The organism is Rhizomonospora bruguierae, from assembly GCF_018397995.1.
Classification (GTDB): domain Bacteria; phylum Actinomycetota; class Actinomycetes; order Mycobacteriales; family Micromonosporaceae; genus Rhizomonospora; species Rhizomonospora bruguierae.
In genome coordinates, this window is record NZ_BBQH01000021.1 from 130,678 (window position 1) to 150,525 (window position 19,848).

At 70.8% G+C, this 19,848-nt stretch carries 15 protein-coding genes and 1 pseudogene; 8 read left to right on the forward strand and 8 right to left on the reverse strand.

Annotation, left to right across the window (positions count from 1 at the left end):
• Positions 1-2: 2 nt before the first annotated feature.
• Positions 3-758 (forward strand): ABC transporter permease, encoded by a 756-nt coding sequence (locus tag KJS59_RS12565; protein WP_213453022.1) that lies wholly within the window; start codon positions 3-5, stop codon positions 756-758.
• A gap of 25 nt (positions 759-783) precedes the next feature.
• Here the strand turns inward: KJS59_RS12565 and KJS59_RS12570 are convergent, their stop codons facing one another.
• The 3 genes from KJS59_RS12570 to KJS59_RS12580 all read right to left on the reverse strand — a co-directional run bounded on the left by KJS59_RS12570 (position 784) and on the right by KJS59_RS12580 (position 2,423).
• Positions 784-1,440, reverse strand: coding sequence for an O-methyltransferase (locus KJS59_RS12570; protein WP_213453023.1), 657 nt, complete (start codon positions 1,438-1,440; stop codon positions 784-786).
• Between the two features lie 106 nt (positions 1,441-1,546).
• On the reverse strand, positions 1,547-2,182 hold the full coding sequence (locus tag KJS59_RS12575; RefSeq protein WP_213453024.1) for a Maf family protein: 636 nt from the start codon (positions 2,180-2,182) through the stop codon (positions 1,547-1,549).
• Between the two features lie 13 nt (positions 2,183-2,195).
• Entirely contained in the window at positions 2,196-2,423 is a 228-nt protein-coding gene (locus KJS59_RS12580; protein ID WP_213453025.1) for an acyl-CoA carboxylase subunit epsilon, read from the reverse strand.
• A gap of 80 nt (positions 2,424-2,503) precedes the next feature.
• On the opposite strand from KJS59_RS12580, the pseudogene KJS59_RS31765 reads away from it, so the two are divergent.
• Positions 2,504-3,706 (forward strand): annotated as a pseudogene (locus KJS59_RS31765) (serine/threonine-protein kinase); the annotation flags it as partial.
• Between the two features lie 1,739 nt (positions 3,707-5,445).
• Here the strand turns inward: KJS59_RS31765 and KJS59_RS12590 are convergent.
• On the reverse strand, positions 5,446-6,876 hold the full coding sequence (locus KJS59_RS12590) for a TerB N-terminal domain-containing protein (protein ID WP_306345164.1): 1,431 nt from the start codon (positions 6,874-6,876) through the stop codon (positions 5,446-5,448).
• A gap of 294 nt (positions 6,877-7,170) precedes the next feature.
• On the opposite strand from KJS59_RS12590, the gene KJS59_RS12595 reads away from it, so the two are divergent.
• The 4 genes from KJS59_RS12595 (at position 7,171) to KJS59_RS12610 (ending at position 12,415) form a co-directional block, all read left to right on the forward strand.
• Positions 7,171-10,206, forward strand: coding sequence for a glycoside hydrolase family 9 protein (locus KJS59_RS12595; protein ID WP_283775773.1), 3,036 nt, complete (start codon positions 7,171-7,173; stop codon positions 10,204-10,206).
• Positions 10,207-10,298: 92 nt separating this feature from the next.
• A complete protein-coding gene (locus KJS59_RS12600) occupies positions 10,299-11,051 on the forward strand; it encodes a M50 family metallopeptidase (protein WP_213453027.1) in 753 nt (250 codons plus the stop codon).
• A 49-nt stretch (positions 11,052-11,100) separates the two neighbouring features.
• Positions 11,101-11,598: a sigma-70 family RNA polymerase sigma factor gene (locus KJS59_RS12605; RefSeq protein ID WP_213453028.1), complete on the forward strand. Its 498-nt coding sequence runs from the start codon at positions 11,101-11,103 to the stop codon at positions 11,596-11,598.
• Positions 11,591-12,415 carry a hypothetical protein gene (locus KJS59_RS12610; protein WP_213453029.1) on the forward strand — a complete coding sequence of 275 codons (825 nt, stop codon included), beginning with the start codon at positions 11,591-11,593 and terminating at the stop codon, positions 12,413-12,415. Before KJS59_RS12605 ends, KJS59_RS12610 begins: the two co-directional genes overlap by 8 nt.
• Positions 12,416-12,498: 83 nt before the next feature.
• Here the strand turns inward: KJS59_RS12610 and KJS59_RS12615 are convergent, their stop codons facing one another.
• The 4 genes from KJS59_RS12615 to KJS59_RS12630 form a co-directional block, all read right to left on the reverse strand.
• Positions 12,499-13,257: a hypothetical protein gene (locus KJS59_RS12615; RefSeq protein ID WP_249714072.1), complete on the reverse strand. Its 759-nt coding sequence runs from the start codon at positions 13,255-13,257 to the stop codon at positions 12,499-12,501.
• A gap of 370 nt (positions 13,258-13,627) precedes the next feature.
• On the reverse strand, positions 13,628-14,470 hold the full coding sequence (locus tag KJS59_RS12620) for a class I SAM-dependent methyltransferase (protein ID WP_213453031.1): 843 nt from the start codon (positions 14,468-14,470) through the stop codon (positions 13,628-13,630).
• Positions 14,467-15,621 (reverse strand): ABC transporter substrate-binding protein, encoded by a 1,155-nt coding sequence (locus KJS59_RS12625; RefSeq protein ID WP_213453032.1) that lies wholly within the window; start codon positions 15,619-15,621, stop codon positions 14,467-14,469. Before KJS59_RS12625 ends, KJS59_RS12620 begins: the two co-directional genes overlap by 4 nt.
• Positions 15,622-15,855: 234 nt before the next feature.
• Positions 15,856-16,569 (reverse strand): hypothetical protein, encoded by a 714-nt coding sequence (locus KJS59_RS12630; protein ID WP_213453033.1) that lies wholly within the window; start codon positions 16,567-16,569, stop codon positions 15,856-15,858.
• 505 nt (positions 16,570-17,074) lie between these two features.
• Between KJS59_RS12630 and KJS59_RS12635 the strand changes: the two genes are divergently transcribed.
• Complete coding sequence (locus KJS59_RS12635) at positions 17,075-18,496, forward strand: helix-turn-helix domain-containing protein (protein WP_249714073.1); 1,422 nt, start codon at positions 17,075-17,077, stop codon at positions 18,494-18,496.
• Complete coding sequence (locus KJS59_RS12640) at positions 18,493-19,404, forward strand: aminoglycoside phosphotransferase family protein (protein WP_249714074.1); 912 nt, start codon at positions 18,493-18,495, stop codon at positions 19,402-19,404. The genes KJS59_RS12635 and KJS59_RS12640 overlap by 4 nt, the downstream gene beginning before the upstream one ends.
• The last annotated feature ends 444 nt before the right edge of the window (positions 19,405-19,848 follow it).

A 19,848-nucleotide genomic window follows, 5' to 3' on the forward strand; every position in this document is an offset into this window, starting at 1 on the left:
GAATGAAACTGCTCCGCGACACCTGGATCGTGTTCCAGCGACAGATGCTGCTGGTGCTGCGCAACCCGGTCTGGCTGATCATCGGCGTCATCCAGCCGCTGTACTTCCTGCTGCTGTTCGGGCCGCTGCTCAAACGGGCCCTGAACGCGCCGACCAACGCGATCGCGTACCAGACCTTCGTGCCCGGCCTGCTGGTCATGCTGGCCATGTTCGGGTCGCTGTTCGTCGGCTTCGGGCTGATCGCCGAACTGCGCGCCGGCATCATCGAGCGGTCCCGGGTCACCCCGGTCAGCCGGATGGCGCTGATGCTCGGCCGCTCGCTGCGGGACGTGGTGAGCCTGCTGTTCCAGTCCATCCTGATCACCGTGCTGGCGATCCCGTTCGGGCTGCGCATCAAGGCCGCCGACCTGCTGCTGACGCTGCTGCTGCTGGCAATGATCGGGCTGATGCTCTCCGCCGTCTCCAACGCCCTGGCGCTCAAGCTGCGCAGCGAGGACTCCCTCGCCCCGCTGATGAACGCGGTCAGCCAACCCATCCTGCTGCTGTCCGGCATCCTCCTGCCGCTGGCCTTCGCGCCGATCTGGCTCCAGCGGGTCGCCGACTTCAACCCGTTCAGCTGGGCGGTCAACGCGGCCCGATCGCTGTTCGCCGGCCACCCGGGCGACGCCAGCGTCTGGCAGGCCCTGGTGATCGTCGTGGTGCTGACGGCGGCGGCGCTGACCTGGTCGGCCCGCTCGTTCGCCCGCAGCGTCCGCTGACCCGGCGTACCGGGGGCGGGGTGGTTCAGCGCTTGCGCGCCAGGGTCACCCCGTCCCCGAGCGGGAGCACGACCAGTTCCACCCGGTCGTCCTCCCGGGCCAGGTCGTTGAAGCGGACGATCGCCGAGTCGGTCTCGTCGCCGGCCGGGTCGAGCACCCGCCCGCCGCGCAGCGTGTTGTCCACCAGGATCGCCCCGCCCCGGCGCACCCGCGGCACGATCTCCGCCCAGTAGGCCGGGTACCCGGGCTTGTCGGCGTCGATGAACGCCAGGTCGATGGTGGGCTCCTCGGGTAGTTCGCGCAGCCGCTGCGCCGCCGCTCCGAGGCGCAGTTCGATCCGCTCCGCCACGCCGGCCCGCTCCCAGTACCGCCGGGCCACCGACGTGTACTGCTCGGAGATGTCGAAGCAGATGAGCTGCCCGTCCTCGGGCAGCCCGCGCGCGATCGCCAGCGACGACAGCCCGGTGAACGTACCGACCTCCACCGCCCGGCGGACGCCCAGCAGCCGGGTCAGGATCGTGAGGAACACCGACTGCTCCGGGGCGATCTGCATCCCCGCCTGGCGGGGCAGCGCCGCCCAGGTCTCCTCCACCAGATCCCGGGCCAGCGGGTCCAGCGGCGTGCTGTGCGCGACGACGTACTCGTGCAGTTCCGCGCTGAGCGTCAACGACTTCCGGCTCATGGCCGGAACGTTATCGGGTTTCCCCGCCGCCCGGGGGACGGGGGCGCGGGTGGCGGGTGGCCCAACGGCACCGGCCCGGCCGCGCCGGCTGGCCGGCGGCCCAGGGTCAGCGCCAGAGGCTGACGATCGACAGCCCCAGCTCACCGAGCAGCGAGCGCAGCAGCGGCAGCGACAGTCCCACCACCGTGCCGTGGTCGCCCTCGATCCGTTCCAGGAACGCGCCGCCTATCCCGTCGATCGTGAACGCGCCCGCCACCGCGAGCGGCTCGCCGGTCGCCACGTACGCGTCGATCTCCGCGTCGGTCAGGTCGGCGAAGTGGACCACCGTGGCCGCGACGCCCTCCGCCTGCTTGCCGGTGGCCGGCTGCACCAGGTGGTGCCCGGTGTACAGCACCCCGGACCGGCCGCGCATCGCCCGCCACCGCCGAACCGCGTCCGCCGCGTCCACCGGCTTGCCGAGCGTCTCGCCGTCGAAGCCCAGCACCGAGTCGCAGCCGACGACCAGCACCTCCGGGGCGGCGTCGCCGGCCGAGCGGAGCCGCCCGGCGACCGCCTGGGCCTTCATCCGGGCCAGCACCAGGCACAGCGCCTCCGGGCCGCTGGCGCTCACCGCCGATTCGTCCACCCCGCTCACGACGGTCTCGCAGTCGATACCGGCCGCCGCCAGCAGGGCCCGCCGGGCGGGACTGGCGGACGCCAGCACCAGCCGCGGACGCCCGTGATCGCCATGACCTCCCGACACGCCGCGCGACCCCCTACCGGGGCAGACCCGAGGCCCGCCAGGCGGACGCGCCGCACCGGACCGGGAGGCCGGCCGGCGAGATCGCGCCGGGCCGCGAACGGGTCGCCCAGAAGGATGAATCCCGCGGGCGCGGCGGCGCGGCCGGGCGGCGCGCGGCGAAGACGCCGACGAGGGCGGCGAGCTCCTCCGGGGCGGGCGTGCCGCGAACGACACGGAAGAGCGGGCGCGGTTCGTCGGACACGCCGGCAGCATACGGGACCCCGCTCACAGGGGAGGGTCCGGCGGGTGTCGCGCAGAACACCTCCGGGTACCTTTTTGCGGATGTCTCCCGCGCCCCGCATCGTCGCCGATCGTTACCGCCTTGTCGAACCCCTCGGCCAGGGCGGCATGGGCCGCGTCTGGCTGGCACACGACGAACTGCTGCACCGCGACGTGGCGATCAAGGAGATCGTGCCACCGCCCGGGTTCACGGCCGACGAGCGGATCGAGATGCGCAACCGGTCCATGCGGGAGGCCCGGGCGATTGCGCGGCTCAACCACCCCAACGTGGTGCGCGTCTTCGACGTCATCCGCTCCGAGGACTATCCCTGGATCGTCATGGAGTACGTGCCGTCCCGGTCGCTGCAGCAGGTCCTCGACGCGGAGGGGCCGGTGCCGGTCCAGCGGACGGCGGAGATCGGCCTGGGCGTGCTGAGCGCGCTGCGCGCCGCGCACCGCCTCGGCATGCTGCACCGGGACGTCAAGCCCGGCAACGTCCTGCTCGGCCGGGACGGCCGGGTGGTCCTCACCGACTTCGGGCTGGCCACCCAGCCCGGCGACTCCACGGTGACGCGCACCGGCCTCGTGCTCGGCTCGCCCGCGTACATCGCGCCGGAGCGGGCCCGCGACGGTACGGCCAATCCGGATGGTGACATGTGGTCCCTCGGGGCCACGCTCTACGCCGCCGTCGAGGGCCGCTCGCCGTACGCGCGGTCGTCGGCCATCGCGTCGCTGACCGCCCTCGCCACCGAGCCGCCGCCCCCGCCGCGCCGGGCCGGTCCGCTGCGAGCGGTGCTCCTGGGACTGTTGCGGCGCATCCCGCACGAACGGATGAAAGCGGACGAGGTGGAGCGCCACCTGCTCCGCGCCGCCGGCCCCCGGTCCCGCGGCGGGATGGCCTTCGTGCCGGCGGTACGGCCGCTGCGCGGTGGCACGTCCCGCCCGACCGGCACGCCGATCGGGCAGCCCCCGAAGCCGCCGACGGTACGCGGCTCGGCGCGGGCGGTGGAGGGTCCCCGACCCGCCGGCGCACCCCCGGCCGCGGTCCCGCCCGCGTCCGGCGGGCCGCTGACGCCCCGCCCGCCGATCGACCCACGCCCGGCCGGCGAGGCGCCGTCCGTCGACCGGACCCGGGCCGACGAAGCGCGAGGGTCCGCCGCCGCAGCGACCGGTGCCGGGGCTGACCGTGCCGGCGCGGCGGTTGAGGGTGGTGGCGGGCTTGGTGCCGCTGAGGTTGACCGCGCCGCGCGTGCCGGCGCGGGGGCTGACGGCACGCAGAGCGCGAGCCGGTCGGGCGATGGGCTCGGCGGCGGGCTCGGCGGCGCCGAGGGCGATGCGGGGAGCGGCAGCGCCGACGCCGGGGCCGACGCCAGCCAGGGTGCCGCTGCCGGCTCCGGTGCCGCGCCCGAATCGGGCGCGGCCGTGCGGTCGATCGACGGCGAGGCCGAGGCGGACGTGGACGAGGACCGCGCCGAGGGCGACGGCACCGGCGGCGAGCCTGCGGAGGGGCCGGCGCCAGCGGGCAAGGCCGGGCCGAAGACCACGAAGCGCAAGGGCAAGCGCGACGGCGACCAGACCGCGCCGCCGATGCCGAGCCCGCCGCCCATCCCGCGCGGGCCCGTCGTTCCCGCCCCGCGCCGCGCCGCCGATGCGGAGCCGCCGGCGCTCGCGAAGTCGCCCGGCGACTCGCCCGCCGGCGCTGCCGCGTCGGCCCTCGCGGGCGCCGGGGGCGGCGCTGGCACTGCCGCTGCCGGCAACACCGGAATCGACATCGAGACCGCACCAACCGAGACCCCGCAAACCGAGACCCCGCAAACCGAGGCCACGACGGGCGATGCCGCGTCGAGTGGGGGCGCGTCGAGCGGGGGCGCGTCGAGTGGGGGCGCGTCGAGTGGGGGCGCGTCGAGTGGGGGCGCGTCGAGTGGGGGCGCGTCGAGCGGGGCCGCGCCGGGCGGGGCCGCGAAGTCTACAAAGGAGGATGCCGCCGCGAGGGGCGGTCCGGATCCGCTCGCGCCGCCGTTGGATGCCACCAGGGTGGACGCGATGCGGCCGATGCTGCCGAGCCAGCCCGCCGGGCCGGGTACCGCCGTGCCGGCGGCGCGGGCCGCGGTCGCGGTGCCGCGGGTGCGGCCGGGCGGGAAGCGGCCCGACCGGCGGCGAACGGCGCTCATCGTCGCGGCGGTGGTCGTCGGGGTGCTGCTGGCGCTGTTGCTGATTCCGCTGGTCCGCAGCGACAATGACACCCGCTCGCACGGTTCCGGTCCATCGGCGCCGGGCAGTGCCGCGCCGAGCGAGAGTACGGCGGGTGCCGGCGCCGGTACGCCCAGCAAGCCGGCGACGACCACGCCGGCGCCCACCCCGACCACGGGGGTGCAGATACCGGCGGGCTGGCACACGTACAAGGGGCCGGGCGGCTTCGTCGTGGCGATCCCGTTCGACTACACGGTCCGGCGCCGGGGCTCGATGGTCTACTTCGACGAGCGCAACGGCCCGCGCCTGCTCGGCATCGACCAGACCGACCACCCGAAGGGCGACCCGGTGAAGGACTGGCAGGCGCAGGAGGAAACCAGGCGGGCGCGCGGGGACTGGAAGGCGTACCGGCGGGTCAAGATCGTGGCGGTGGACTACTTCAAGACCGCCGCCGACTGGGAGTGGACGTACGACAGCAACGGCGTCCGGACGCACGTGGTGAACCGGGGCTTCGTCACCGGCCAGAAGAAGGCGTACGCGATCTACTGGTCAACGCCGGAATCGGTGTGGTACGCGAACTATGCCACGTTCCAGACGATTGCGCAGACCTTCCGGCCCAACTCCGGATAGCCGCTGCCCTCGCCGGGTACTTGCTCGTCATGATCGATGACGGCGTGCGGCGACGGAGGGGAGAGGCGACGTGAGTTTCCGCCACCCGCGGCCGCCACGGGCAGCGACGCGGCACGTCCAGGTGCATGCACCACCTGCGCCGGCCACCTGAGCGGGACGCGACCCGCGACCCGCGGTGGGTGGGGTCAGCCGGGGGTGGGGTTGGCGAGCAGGCCGGAGAGCAGGGTGGCCATCGGGGCCGCCTCGGAGATCTTCCGGTTGACCAAAGCCAGGTCGAGGATGATCGTGTCGTCGTCGTCCGGTTCGTCCATCGTGGAGACGAGTTCGCGGACCCGGCCGTCCAGCTCGCCCGGGTCCAGGCCGAGCAGCGGGAAGACCTCGCCGAGGATGCGCTGTTCGGCCGGGGTGAGCGTGCCGTCGGCGCCGGCGACCGCGATGAGCAGGTCCGCGGCGGCGGCCCGCTGGGCGTGCGGCACCTGGGCGAACTGGCGGTGGGCGTCCACCAGCGCGGTGCGGCGCGGGCGGGCGGGGACGGCAGCCAGTTCGTCCCGCTGGTCGGGGCCGAGTTGGAGCGCGTCGGCGACCTGCTCGCGCAGGGTGGCGTCGGACCAGCGCCCACCGGCCGGCGCGACGATGGCGGCCAGGTGCAGCAGGGCGATGGCGCTGGCCATGGTGGATTCGCGCCGCTCGCGCTCGACCTCCAGGTCGTCCTGGACGAGGGCGGCGATGGCGTGCAGTTGGCGGACCGGGGCGACCATGCGGCGGATGTCCGGTACCCGGGTGTGCACCCGCAGGGAGCGCCCGGCGAAGCCGGGGCTGGCCGGCTGGTAGGTGAGGGTGAGGTCGTCGTTGGCGGCGAGCGGCAGGGTCATGCCGCCGTCCGGGAAGGACTCGGTGTACAGCGCGACGAACGCCGCCCGGAACTCGTCGGGGTGCTCGGTGGCGGTCTCCCGCCAACCGCGGTCCGGGTGGTGGGCGTGCCAGGCGTACGCCCAGCGGGCGGAGAGCGGGCGGCGGGCGGCGGCGTACCGGCCGATGCCGACGCGCAGCGAGACCGGCAGGTCGCGGGTGGGGTCGGCCGGCGTGCCGGGCGGGCGCAGGTCGGGTTCGCTGACCTTGGCGAGCGTGTCCACGAGTTCCAGGAACCGGTTGGCCCGCGCGACGAGGTCCTCGTCCGCCCCGTAGGTGGCGCGCAGTCGGCGGACCTCGGCGGCGATGTGTTCGTACTCCTGGTGGCCGTCCCGGGTGGCGGCGAGGTCGACCAGGACGCGCCGTTCGAGTCCGAAGAAGAACAGCAGGACGTGGTCGATCTCGGTGCGCCCGGTGCGCCCGCGGGCCAGCCACTCCAGGTATCCGGCGCGACCGCCGGGGGTCAGGTCTTCGTAGGACGGGTGGCGGGTGTGCGCGGTGCCGGGCGTCTCCGGGTGGCCGAGGCTGACCGGCAGGGCCGGGTCGATCGCGGCCGGTTCGGTGGCGGTGGTGTACGCGCCGGTAAGGCCGCGCCCGACGTAGAGCAGGCCGCCGCCCACCGGGTATCCACCGATGGAGACCGGGGCGGCCCCGGCCGGTAGCCACACGGCGGCCGTGGGTCGCGCGGTGCGCGCGGGCCCGACCACGGGTCGGGCAGACGGCCCGCCGAGCGCTGTCAAGGTGGGCCCCCTCCTCCATCGCGCCGGAGCGATTCAGAATAGGCAACGCCGCGGCCGGCGCGGCATCGACCTCCCGGTGGATCCATTCTGCCGAATTATCCGCGGCGGGACGGTCCCGGGTGCGCGGCCCCGGCCACCAGCGGATACAGAGCAATCGATTGACACCCCGGAAACGCCCTGGCAACATCCGAGGGACCATTGGGAGCGCTCCCAGTGGTGGCTTTCGATGATCCCCATCCTGCCCCATCGGAAGGACCCCCCTTGAAACGATCGACCGGACGGCGCGCACTGCTCAGCGGTGCGGCTGCGTTCGCCCTTGTCCTGGCCGGTGCCACCGCCCTCCCGGCGCACGCCGAGACCACCGAACTGATCGGGAACGGCACGTTCGACAGCGGAACCGCGCCCTGGTGGTCCACGGCGAACGCGCCACTGCGCGCGGACGCCGGCCGGCTCTGCGTCGACGTGCCCGCCGGCGCGGCCAACCCGTGGGACGTGAGCCTCGGACACAACGACATCCCGCTGGTCAACGGCGCCGCGTACCGGCTGACGTTCAGCGCGTCCGCCAGCGCTCCGGTGACCGTCAAGGCGAACGTGCAGCTCAACGAGGACCCGTACACCACGGTGCTGGGCCGGGACGTGGCGCTGACCGCCGAGGCGAAGACCTTCACGTACGACTTCACCGGCAGCCTCGACTCGACCAACGGCACGTTCACCCTCCAGCTCGGCGGCAGCGCCGAGCCGTGGACCTTCTGCCTGGACGACGTCTCGCTGACCAGCGACGCCGCGCCCCCCGCCGGCGGCGGCGCCGAGCAGGTTCAGAACGGCGACTTCGGCAACGGCGACGCCGGCTGGTACAACTACGGCACCACGTCGACCGCCGTCGTCAACGGCGAACTCTGCTCGCAGGTACCCGCGGGCCTGGAGAACCCGTGGGACGCGGGCGTCGGGCAGAACGGCGTGACCCTGAAGGCCGGCGCCGAGTACCGGTTCTCGTTCGACGCGACCGCGACGCCCGGCGCCACCGTGCGGGCCGCCGTGCAGCTCGGCGCGGAGCCGTTCACCAGCTACTTCTCCCGGGACCTCGCGCTGACCGCCACCGCGCAGCACCTGGAGTTCACCCTCACCGCCACCGAGGACACCACGGCGGCGCAGGTGGCGTTCCAGGTCGGCGCCAACGCGAACGCGTACCGGCTGTGCCTGGACAACGTGTCGCTGATCGGCGGCGACGCCAAGCCGCCGTACGAGCCGGACACCGGCTCCCGGGTCCGGGTGAACCAGGTGGGTTACCTGCCGGCCGGGCCGAAGGACGCGACCGTCGTGACCGAGGCGACCGACCCGCTGGCGTGGCAGCTCAAGAACGCCGCCGGCGCGGTCGTGGCCAGCGGCAAGGCGACCCCGCGCGGGGTGGACGCGGCCTCCGGGCAGAACGTGCAGACGATCGACTTCTCGGCGTACCGGACCGCCGGCACCGGGTACACGCTGGTGGCCGACGGCGAGACGAGCTACCCGTTCGACATCTCCACCACCGTCTACAAGCAACTGCGCGCCGACTCGCTCCAGTTCTTCTACCTCCAGCGCAGCGGCATCGCGATCGACGGCGCGCTGGTCGGCGAGCAGTACGCCCGCCCGGCCGGGCACCTCAACGCGGCGCCGAACCAGGGTGACAAGAACGTGCCCTGCCAGCCCGGCGTCTGCGACTACCGGCTGGACGCGCAGGGCGGCTGGTACGACGCGGGCGACCACGGCAAGTACGTGGTCAACGGCGGCATCGCCACGTACCAGTTGCTGAGCGCGTTCGAGCGGACCAAGAACGCGTACGCCGTGGCGCCCGGCGCGCTGGGCGACTCCACGCTGCGGGTGCCCGAGCGCGGCAACGGCACGCCGGACATCCTGGACGAGGCGCGCTGGGAGCTGGAGTTCCTGCTGCGCATGCAGGTGCCGGCCGGCAAGCCGTTCGCCGGCATGGCGCACCACAAGCTGCACGACCAGAACTGGACCGGCCTGCCACTCCAGCCGCAGGACGACCCGCAGCCGCGCGAGCTGCACCCGGTCTCCACCGCCGCGACGCTGAACCTGGCGGCCACGGCGGCGCAGGGCGCCCGGCTGTTCGCCCCGTACGACGCGGCGTTCGCGGCCCGGGCGCTGGCCGCGGCCAAGACCGCGTACGCGGCGGCCAAGGCCAACCCGAACCGGATCGCCAGCGACTCGGACGGCAACGGCGGCGGCGCCTACGGCGACCGGGACGTCAGCGACGAGTTCTACTGGGCCGCCGCCGAGCTGTACCTGACCACCGGCGAGGCGGCGTACCTGACCGACGTGACGGCGTCCCCGCACCACACCGGCGCCGTGTTCACCTCGGCCGGCTTCGGCTGGGGCGGCGTGGCGGCGCTGGGCCGCCTGGACCTGGCGACCGTGCCGAGCCTGCTGCCGGCCGCCGAGAAGAAGCGGATCCGGGACTCGGTGGTGGCCGCCGCCGACGCCTACCTGGCGACCGCGGACGGGCAGGCGTACGGGCTGCCCATGCCGGGCGACACGGGCCACTACTTCTGGGGCGCGAACAGCAACATCGCCAACAACAACGTGGTGCTCGCGACCGCGTTCGACCTGACCGGGGCGGCCAAGTACCGGGACGGCGCGATCCGGGGGATGGACTACCTCTTCGGGCGCAACGCGCTGAACAACTCGTACGTGACCGGCTGGGGCGACAAGTTCTCCCAGAACCAGCACACCCGGATCTTCGGGCACCAGCTGGACCCGGCGCTGCCGCACCCGCCGGCCGGCTCGATCGCGGGCGGCGCCAACGCCGGCCTGGACGACCCGTTCGCCAAGGCGCTGCTGGCCGGCTGCAAGCCGATGTTCTGCTACGTGGACGACATCGAGTCGTACGCGACCAACGAGGTGGCGATCAACTGGAACTCGGCGCTGGCCTGGATGGCCTCGTTCCTCGCCGACCAGGGTGCGGTGTCGGCGACACCGACCGTCTCCTGCAAGGTCGACTACGTGACGCACGGTGACTGGACGACCGGCTTCACGTCCCAGGCGACGGTCACCAACACCGGCCGCTCGGCGATCGACGGCTGGTCCGTGACGTGGTCCTTCCTGGGCGGGCAGAAGATCGACGAGATCTGGCTGGCGACCGCCGACCAGTCCGGGGCGACCGTCACCGCGAAGAACGTGAGCAGCAACCGGCGCATCGAGCCGGGTGCCACGGTCACGTTCGGGTTCACCGCGACCAGCCCGGGCGGGGCGAACCCCGACCCGACCCTGTTCACGCTGAACGGAGCGCGCTGCTCCTAGGGGAGCTCGGGGTGGTGCGGCGCCGTCCTTGAGACCGCCGCACCGCCCCGGTTCGACCCCCTGCCCCGGCACCGGCGGTAGCCTGTGCGGCTGTGTCGATCGACAACCTCGGTGACCTGTGGGCACACCTCTCCGGCGCCCAGCCCGACCCGCCGGCGCTGATCATCGCGGCGACCGCGCTGGTCGCGTTGCTGGTGGTGGGGGTGCGCGACGTCTGGCGGGTGGCCCGCAACGCGATCACGATCGCCCACGAGGGCGGGCACGCGCTGGCCGCCGTCCTCACCGGACGCAAGCTGACCGGCGTCCGGCTGCACTCGGACACCTCGGGGCTGACCCTCTCGCGCGGTCGACCGAGCGGTCCGGGCATGGCGTTCACGCTGCTGGCCGGGTACGTGGCGCCGTCACTGCTGGGGCTGTTCGGCGCCTGGCTGCTCGCCGGGGGCCGGATCACCCTGCTGCTCTGGCTGGCCGTGGCGCTGCTGCTGGCCATGCTCGTGATGATCCGCAACGGCTACGGGATCGTCGCCGTGCTGGCCACCGGCGCCGCCGTGTTCGGCGTCTCCTGGTTCGCCTCCCCGCAGGTGCAGGCGATCTTCGCGTACGCGGGGGTGTGGTTCCTGCTGATCGGCGGGGTGCGGCCGATCGGGGAACTCCAGCGGCTGCGCTGGCGCGGCCGCCTGCCCGACTCGGACGCCGACCAGCTGGCCCGGGTCACCCACCTGCCGGCGATCGTCTGGGTGGCCCTGTTCGGCATCGTCACGGTGCTGGCCCTGGCCGCCGGCGGCTACCTGCTGCTGGAGCCGCTGACGAACGGTCCCCTGCCCGGCTGGCAACTCGTCCGCTGATCCGGGAACCCGGGCACCCCTCCCGCGCGTGTACGCGGTGGAGGTGGCCGTGACCGGCGTCGACGACTTCGACGAGTTCTACCGGGGCAGCCGGCAGCGGCTGCTCGGGTACGTCTACGCGCTCACCGGCGACCTGGCCGAGGCCCAGGACGCGGTGCAGGAGGCGTTCATCCGGGCGTGGCAGCGCTGGGGGACGATCTCGCGGTACGAGGAGCCGGAGGCGTGGGTGCGGGTGGTGGCGGCGCGGGTCGCGGTCAGCCGCTGGCGCAGCGTGCGCAGCCGGGTGCGGGCGTACCTGCGGCACGGGCCGGCCGCCGACGTGGCCGGCCCGGACACGCAACTGCTCGAGGTGGTCGAGGCGCTGCGGCTGCTGCCCGACGAGCAGCGGCTGGCGATCGCGCTGCACTATCTGATGGGCATGCCGGTCGCCGAGGTCGCCCAGCAGACCCGGGTACCGGTCGGCACGGTCAAGTCCCGGCTGGCCCGGGGCCGGCTCGCCCTCGCCGGCGTCCTCGGCCCGGAGCCGGAGGAGGCCGCCGATGCGTGACCGGGTACCGGACGTGGTCCGCCAGCTCGCCGACGAGCTGGCCTCGGTGGACTGGCTGCCGCCGGAGGAACTGCGCCGTCGCGCCCGCCGGCGCACCCGGATCGGCATCGGCTGGGGCTCCGCCACGCTGGCCGTGCTGCTGATCGTGGCCATCGGCGGGCCGGGTCTGCGCCGCCAGACCACGGGCCCGCAGCGGTACGGCACGGCGACGGCGCCCGCCACGCTGCTGCCCGACGAGCAGGCGATACCGGGGCGGAGCCTGCTCCAGCCGGACGACATCGCCCCCGGGTACCTGGTGGATCGCACCGAACTGTGGCCGAACTCGGCCAAGGGGTGGGCGCTGGAGTGGACCGAGTGCCCCGGCTGGGCGGCACTGTCGATCACCGGTTTCCGGCTGCACATCGCGCTGCGGCGAACCTACCTGACCGGCCCCGGCGGCGAGTCGCTCGTGCAGGATGTGCGACTGTTCCTCCCCGGCCGGGCCGAGCGGATGGTGCCCGAGGCGCAGCGGGTGGCCAACGGCTGCGGGACGTTCGACGGCCACCTGCCACCGGACTACACGAGCGTCGGCTGGCACACGCTCGCCGTCCTGCGTACCGGGTTCGCCGGGGACGAGTCGGTGCTGATCCGGCACGGCATGCGGAGCGAGGACGCCAACGGCATGCCCACCGGCCCGGAGACGGTTCGGCTGTACGCCGTCGTGCGCCGGGGGGACCTGGTCGCGTCCCTCGACCTGCCCGGCTCGTTGGAGGACCGGGCGGTCGCCATCACCCGCACAGCCGTCACCCGGATGTGCGCGGAGGCGACCGGCTGCTGACGCCGGACCGGGCCCGGTTGGCCGGGGCCCGGCCCGGAGTTCGCCGCTGTAACCCGTCACGTCCGCTCCCACGGCGGCCTTGTTCAACTGAGCCATTCGGGTGCGTCGGGGTTTCCCAGGTGGGTGGTGCGTCGTGTCAGTGCTCGGCGTATTTCGTCGAGTACGGCTGGGAAGTCTTGGCGGATTCGTTCTCGTGGTGCGTGTATCACTATCCATCCGGCGAAGGTCAGTAGGGTTGTGTTTCGGGTGTTGAATTCGAGTGTGACTCGTTGTTGTGGCCAGGCTATTTCTGTGACTATTTCGGGTTCGGTGTGGTGTAGTGGGTGGCGTAGTTGTGGTTGTGGGAGGCCGGCCAGGATCAGTCGGGTGCGGAGGGATGATACGAATTGGTCGATGGGGATGCCGTCGGCGATCTGGAACACGAGGCGGCCCCGTCGGCTGCCGCGTTTGCGTTGGTGTTTGGTGAGTATGTGGTCTAGGTCGTGGTGGGTGACGAGTCCTTGGCGGAGCATGGTGTCCACGATGGCTACCGCGTTGGTGGTGGGTAGCCAGGTGGCTATGTCCCAGGCGGTGCGTGCGGCGGTCGTGTGTGGTGGGTCGCTGTTGGGGTGGGTGTCGTCGGGGTGTAGTTGTCTGATGTGTACGCGGACGTGGCGTTGCTGGCTGATTCGGACCTGTGGGGGTGCGATGACGTGGACCGGGTCGCTGAATGAGGCGGCGTTTTCGATGCCGAGCAGCGCGGCTGCGGAGGGTCCGGCGATCAGGGTGCCTTTGGGTAGGCGTAGGGCGGCGGCTTGGCACATGAGTTTGTGGTCGCGGGGTAGGCGTGCGTCGGCGTACACGTCTTGGAGTAGGCGTATCCATGCTTGGCTGCGTAGTTGGTGCTCGGTCAGGAGGCCGTGGCGGGTCGCGTCGCTGCCGTGGAATACCTGCCATTGAAGGGCGGGTGGGCGGTAGGGTTGTGGGGGCATCAAGGGGCTCCACGAGAATTGGAAAGGGAAGCGGGAGGGGGTGCGTGGTGTGGTGTTACGGATGTGCCGCTATAGCTCCTGTTTGGTGTCCGGTATGAGTGGGTGGGCGCGGCCACAGGTATTTCGGTTGTCGTATTCGCGGTGGGCGCGAGCCGGCGACGATCGGGGGGTTGACGCTGGCCAGGCTCGGCTCCGGTGGAGTCGAGCCTGGCACGGGCCGTCGGTCGGATAGTCCCTGTGTCTATCCGTGGCTACTCGTGGTCGGGCGTCGGGCGATGGTGGTGTGTAGGGGGTATCCGGTCAGGACGAAGTTCGGGTCGTCGAGCAGTTCCCTCACCCGTTCCAGGACCTCCGGCTCCACCCCGCGCTCCAGCAGCTTCGGGGTGAGTTGGCGTAGGGTGCCGGCGATGAACTGAGTGCCGGGGCTGCCGCCGGGCCAGTATGAGCCGTCGATGGTGGTGGTCACGTCGGTCATGCCGAGCGCGAGTAGGGTGCCGTGGACTCGGCGGTGCCAACCACGGTCGGTGCCGCTGTCGGTGAAGGTTTGCCCGACGGCGTGTTGGTATGCGCGGTAGGTGTCGGCGTCCTGGGGTGTCGGGGCGCAGGCCACGACGCGGTCGATGTCCGCGGTGTCCATCTCCTGAATGACGATGTATCCGCCGGGGTGCAGTGCTCGCACCAGTCGGGCCAGGATCGCTTCCCGTTCGGGTAGGTGGCACAGCACGAGTCGGCCGTGGATCAGTGACCAGTCGGCGCCGGGCTGTATCCGTGGGTCGTCCCGGTCATTGAGGTCGAGCGTGGACATCTCAAGCTGGAGGTGTGGGGTGTCCAGGTGCGGGATCGGGTTGATGTCGGTGGCCAGCACCGCGCCGGTCGGGCCGACCTGATCGGCCAGTAGGCGTGCGAAGGCGCCGTTACCGGCGCCGACGCACAGGATGCGGGCACCGCGCGGGTCGATCTCGGCCACGCGTAGGAAGGATGTCCGGTCGAACAGCGTGGCCAGCAAGCGGTGATGAGTGGCGGCCAACTCGTGGTCGTTACTGAGGGCGTAGGTGTCGCCTGTGGGTGAGGTGGCGGCGATCATCGGGTGCTCCTGCGTCGATCGACGGGCTTGGGGGTTGAGGTGATGGTGAAGTCGACGAACGATGCCGGGTCGATGTCGGAGTCGGCAATCAGGCCGAGGCTGCGTAGCAGACTCAACCCCTTGCGCACCCGGGCCGGGTCGAGGCTTCCGATCGGTTCGTTGGCCGGGCCGACCTTGACCCAGTTGCGCATCTCCTTGATCTCCTCGGTGGCGGTGTCCTTATCGGTGGCTGGGGCTGCCTTGTGGGTGGCCTTGCCGCACTCGGCCGCGGTCTGGTCGTTCTGTACCGAGTAGGTCAGGCTCTTGATCAGTGCCGCGGTGAACCGGCGGACGAGGCCGGGATCGCGCTCGATCAGATCGCTGCGGGCAATCAGCACGTTGCCGTACAGGTCGTTCATGTAGTCGCCGTACGGCAGGACGGTCACCTGCGACGGCCTGACCGCTTGAGCCACGCCCGGCTTTCCGGTCACGAAGATCCCGACGGCGTCGACCTTGTCACCGGCGAGCATGGCGGGTAGCTGCGGAGGCGCGAAGTTCACGATCTTGGTGTGGCTGGCGTCGATGCCCGCGAGCTTGGCGTAGCCGGGCCACAACTTCTCTGGCACCGCGCCGGAGGCGATGCCCAGCCGTTTGCCGGCCAGGTCGCGGGGGGTCACGATCCCCCGGTTGGTCTTGGCCATCAGTGCGATCAGCGTGGTCGGCTGCAACGCCGCCACGATCTTGAAATCGCCGAGCTGATCCTTGCCGGCGCCGAGCCTGTGGTTGCCGGCGAGCATGGCTACGCCGGTGTAGTCGACGGCGGCGAACTGCGCCTGCCCGGCGACGATCATCTGGAAGTTCTTGTCCCCGGCCGCGCCGCCCACGACCTCCAGGTCGATCTGGTTCTCGCTGAAGTAGCCCTTGTCCTTGCCGAGGAAAACGAACCCTTCCCGGCCCGGCGTGCCGAACGCGGTCAGGTACGTGACCTTGTCCGCACCCCGGCCGGCAGCAAGATTCTCCGTGCTCTGCCGGTCGGCAGAGCAGGCGACGACCGCCGGGGCGACCAGGACCGTCAGGACGGCCGCCGCGGCAGTCAACGGCAGCCAACGATCCCGCCCAGCATCCCGCCGATGCGGGCCGAGGCGGTCCGGTGGCGCGGTGGTGCTGTGCATCTGCTTGCCTCCCCAAAAGTGGTGTCCAGTTGTGATGCGGCCCCGAGATGGACTGGAGTCCAACTCGGGCAGATCCAGCAGGGTCGCGACCAGCCGGAGGGATTCGGGACGAGGGGCTGGCGGCGGCGCGTCTCCGGCTTTCCTGCATGGTTGGCTCCGGACGCCCCGACGGTGCGGTCTGTTGTGTAAGCAGCAGCCCGCGCCGTGCCGTCCGGCTGGAGCAAAGAACGAGATCTACCGACTGGAGACGGGGTGGCGACCGGTCGCGACGACAGCGGCGCCAGCGGCCGGGGCCAGGTGCACCCGGAGTTCGCCGACCCGTTCACTGACCTGAACCGAGGTCACGATCTTGGCGAGGATCGCGGCCCGCTCGTCGGGCAGGGCGGCCGCGAAGCGGGGGGCGCGGGCGGCCAGCTCCATCCACGTCAGGTTCTCGATCAGCGCGGCCGGGATCAGGCCGACGATGCACCGGATAGTGGAGCACGCGTAGAACCTGTTACGCAGGCCGTCCTGATACGGCGTCATCAAGGCGTCGTGCGGCCCGCAGCGCAGCCGGCCTTCCAGGGTGAATCCCTGACCCGCCATGTTGATCATCATGGCTCTGCCGGGCCGTCCGGTTGCCCCCTGCGACTCGGGGCGAAAGCGCAGGCTGCGCTCGGGCACCAACGGCGGGAGAGCCGTAGCATGCGGTGCATCGGCCGGAACCGTCAGCCGGATCTGCCAGAGTCGACCATCAACCCCCAGCGTCAGGCGCTTACCGTCCTCGTCCAGCACCCAGCCGCGCACATGCACCCAGCCGCCCTCGCCGGAGGTGCCCTCACCGCCCCGACTGCCGGTCTCCAGTACCGCATTCACCATCAAGGCGAACCCCTCCGGGAAACCGTCCAGCGGGAAGATCTTTTGGTCGATCCAGAGGATGTCGTACCGGGCGATGCTGATCGTGGACACGGGAGCTACCTGCCTCGGGGGTGTACCAGACGGGGAGTCTTTACAAGATGGGTGGGCGGCAGTCATCGCGGATGGTTCACCGTTCAGGCCACAGGGTTGGACTGCGGGCCGACATGTTCAAGGCCGAGCAATCCTCAGCCCTCGTGACTGGCCAGGCTGGCGCAGGTCGCAACCAGGGGACCGTTGCGACCGGCTGTCGAGGTTCCCGCAGGAGGCGCGGCGCGACTCGAGATCCTCGACTGGAGGAGCCGACATTCCGCCCGCCGGAGACCGTGCCGATAGCGGCAGATATAGGAACCATCTCGTCCATCCATTCGGTGCCATGGCTGCGACTCCATCGCGGCGCCGGCCAGGCCCTGCGTGCCGGTTGACCGGAGCCGTTGCCCCACCAGCTTCATCGATGTTCACCGAGCGTGTAAGACCTATCACTGATTGGCTTGTATATGCGCCAGGATGACTAGTCGCGCTAGTCCCCTTGTCATGTCAGGGATTCCGTCCCGTACTGGTGCCGATTAGCCTGCACAAGAGGCTTCCGAGGAAGGCTGGTGCGGTCAGCATGAATGTGGATCAACACGGACCTGACGTGATCGCACCCGCAGTCTGGGAGCAGCGCGAGATGCGTCGCGCGCTGGCCGCTCGCGACCTCAAGGCGGTGTACGAACGGCTCCAGCGAGTTGGAATCTCCCAACGCCACATCGCCCGCCTCACCGGCCAGAGCGCTTCCGAGGTCTACGAGGTTCTTCGAGGACGACGCGTCATGGCTCACGACGTGCTGGTACGCATCGCGGATGGCCTCGGTGTGCCGCGCGGCTACATGGGACTGGCCTACGACGAGTCAACGGAAGCCGCACTCGACCTGGCCACTGCTGCCTGCTCGCCAGAGGAAGGCGAACGGGAACAGGTGCGGGCCCTGTTGTCTCATGCTGCCAACGTCACCATGGGCATCCCGGTCAGCGAGGTAGCGCGCTGGTGGCAACCTATCGACCGGGATGTTGCCCCAGCGCCGTCGCACGTCGGAGTCTGCGACGTCGAACATGTGCGGGCGTTGACCGCCGCGATGCGCGCCCTCGACTACCGCCACGGCGGTGGAGCCTGCCGTGACGCGGTAGCCGCGCAGGTCCGCTGGGTACAGCAGCTCCTTGAAGCATCATGTTCAGAGGAGATCCACGCCCGGATGCTGCTCGCGCTCGCCGACCTGCACAACTTGGCCGGATGGGCATCTTTCGACGTCGGCATGTACGGCACAGCCCGCCGGCACTTCGCCCGCGCCCTCGAACAAGCCAAGACCGCCGACGACCTGTCCCTGGCGGCAAACATCCTCTACCGCATGGGACGCCTCCACCTACATCGTGGAATGCACCGCGACGCACTTCGGTTCTTCCAGCTCGGCCAGATCACCGCCCAGGACTCCGGCTGTGGACTGACGGTCTCAATGCTATGCGCCAACGAAGCATGGGCCTATGGACTCATCGGCGACCGGAAGCAGATGACACGATCTATTAACCGCGCCACTGACGAATTCGTGCGGGCGAACCGCGAGAACGCCCAGGCGTGGGTCCGCTTCTTCGGCGAAGCCGACCTGCACGCCTCCATTGGCGTGGCTCACGCGTCCTTGACCGACGCCACCGACGACGAACTGGCCGTCGCGATCCAATACATCGGCAAGGCACTCGATTACCGTGGCGATGAAATGGCCCGCAGTCGGGTTTTCGAGTCAACTGCCCTCGCAGTCGCGCACCTGCGATGTGGCAACAGAGATGCCGGCACGCGCATCGCTCGCGATGCAGTAGCCTCAGCCGCGACTGTGCGGTCCATCCGCACCATCGACCGGCTCCAGCCGTTGGAGGATGCCGCAACGCAGTACCTGAAAGACCCCGAGATTCAGGAAATTGCGCACGACATCACGAGGCTGCGAACGGTGGTATGAGCTCGTCAGGAAACCAAAGATCCGACAGTGTTGGCGCCGGGTGGCCTGAGAAGATCCTCAGAGAGGCGTGCGACAAAGCCGGGCTGAACCCAGCAGGCGCCCGACTGATCAAATTTACGAACAACGCCGTCTTCGACCTCGCTAGCGAGGCAGTCGTGGTGCGAATACCAGGCTCTCAAGCGGTAAGGGACCGTGTCGACAAGGTGGTAGCGGTGGCCCGATGGCTAGAAGGCCACCAGATGCCGTCCGTCCGGCTACTTACCGACATCGCGCAGCCGCTGGTGGTTGGAGACCACAAGGTCACCTTCTGGCACCGAGTTCCGGCGACGGGGCCGGCGCCGAACGGTTACGACTTGGGCAGGATCCTCCGCCGCTACCATTCCTTGCCCGAACCGCCGCCCGCGCTTCCGGCATGGAGCCCGACGACCGCGATTAAGCAGCGGATCGAGGAAACAGGCAATATCTCGCCGTCAGATCGTGCGTTCCTCGAAGAGAAGTGTCACGAAACTGAAGCGAACCTGAATCGGCTCGACTACTTCCTGCCGCGAGGTCCCATTCACGGCGACAGTTTCATCGGAAACCTCATACCCGGCCCCCAGGGGCCAGTGATGTGCGACTTCGATTCGGCAGCAGTCGGGCCACGAGAGTGGGACCTCACACCAGCCGCGGTCGGCAGCCTCCGCTTTTCCTACTCACAGGACACACATCAGCAACTCGCCGAAGCGTACGGGGTAAACATTCTTGACTGGCCCGGATTCGCAGTCATGCGGACGATCCGTGAGCTACAACTTGTGACCAGCGTCCTTCCCGTGCTCTGTAGCAACCCGAGCCTCGCCGAACAGTGGCGTCACCGCTTCAAGACCTTCCGAGATGGCGATAAAGCTGCAATCTGGAGTCCTTACAAGTAAGGCGACGCAGCGCAGCCCGGCCTCGTCCAGCCCCACCAGGGCGCGGCGCACAGTAGCTTCCGACGGCGGATCGGCGAACACCAGTGCCTGATGCGCCAGTAGCCCGATGTCGGACATGCTCGACGAGCCGAGCACGATTGCGACCGCCAGGCAGACCAGGACCGTGCCCGGAGGTGGCGGCAGCCCATCGAGCAGCGCGATCCCGCGCCGGCCGCGCTACGAGCCGAGCATGACCGCCAGAAACCAACCGGCTACTTCGGGAGGTCTTTAACTACGAGGCGGAGGCCCGTGCACTACCGTCCGGGTGACGTCAGTTCGGCCTCCCACGCCGCCAGCAACTCAGCCTCACGCCGTGCACTCATGCCGTGCTCAGCCTGGCGTTCGTGCGGTACGGGCTGCTCAACCTGTAACCACCGCCACGTGTCGAACACCGTGTCACGCAAT